The organism is Niastella vici, from assembly GCF_002077945.1.
In the GTDB taxonomy this organism is placed as follows: Bacteria; Bacteroidota; Bacteroidia; order Chitinophagales; family Chitinophagaceae; genus Niastella; species Niastella vici.
The window spans coordinates 1-1264 of the sequence record NZ_LVYD01000134.1 but is presented as its reverse complement, the minus strand read 5'-3'; the positions used below and the strand labels follow the sequence as shown (position 1 = coordinate 1264).

At 38.1% G+C, this 1264-nt stretch carries 1 protein-coding gene; it reads right to left on the bottom strand.

Features of this window, described 5'->3' with window-relative positions; genetic code table 11:
* Positions 1–28: 28 nt before the first annotated feature.
* Positions 29–1264 (bottom strand): ISL3 family transposase (locus tag A3860_RS40380; RefSeq protein WP_081156295.1); only part of this gene is annotated, 1236 nt, incomplete at its 5' end.

The following is a 1264-nucleotide window of genomic DNA, read 5'->3' as shown; positions in this document are numbered from 1 at the left end:
TGTAAATTCTTGTCATGTTGGTTCTTCGTCAAATTTGGGGGTCAGTTCCACCCAGAATCATTCTCTTTCTTAACAGATTAAAGCTTGCACGGCCATACATCTGCCTTTTAACTGTTTTTAATTTATTGATTTGACCTTCTACTTGCCCGTTACTCCATTGCGTGGAGAAAGCATTTTTCACAGCAGTAAAATCAGTGAGAAGCCCCCTGGCAAATGCCTTTAATTCATTTATTGAGCATTCCATCGATTTGTCAATCCATTCCCTTAGTTTTTCCCCCTGCTTCTTTTCCATTATCTCTTTAAGCTCCTGTACCAAATCCATAGCTATATTTATTTCGGGTGATTTTTCCTTTAGAATATTAAGAAAGGCCTGTTCGCTACTTGACAGATCAGTATAACATTTATATACCAACAAGCTTACTTTTGCGGCACTCCATGACTGGCGTGGAATGTAGGTTCTATTTGTTTTATTTCTGGATCTTGTATGGTTTTTAAGAAACTGGTAAACTACAGAACGACTGCCTGCATAACCGAGTTGCCTTATCTCCTTCCACAATTGGATTACCTCTATGCCTGGACATTCTTTTATTCTTTCTTTAAAATAATCAGCAAAATTTAAAATTTCGGATCTTGGTCCATTTTTACTAGGTGGTTCATCCAGATGAATGTATTTTCTAACGGTATTACGGCTCATTTTTACAATTCCAGCGATGGCCCGTATTGGTGTACCTAGCGCATGAAGGTGCTTAATTTCACGCAGCTTAGAAGATCGTTCTGTTATAATGTTATGTTCGGTTAAAAGCGGGTTTTCTTCAGGTACTATTTGCTCAATTTTAGCTTTTTCTGCACAAGCTATTTCTTCCCTACGAAGCTGTTGCCTTTTCCTTTCCAGAAATTTCTTGACTGCGTCTCCCAAGTTCTTAAGCAAATGCCAACGATCGGCAACTTGCATTGCATCGGGAGCACCATTTTTTATTCCATTGGCATATTTTACATATCGATCTCTTGTAACAATCTTAATACAATTACACCGCGCTCGCAGCCACATCTCTACAGAGCTAGCTTCCCTGTCAGGAAGCAAATCAATTATCTTTCGATTCTTTAGATCAATAATTGCAGTACCATATGTGTGGCCTTTCTTATAAGCCCAGTCATCAATTCCAATGTGGGAAGGTGCCGTTGGTACGTTAATATCTTTTTTATAAATATGCCGAATCAAGCTACTACTGCTTGTTTCAATATTTAATGTATCACATAACCTTTT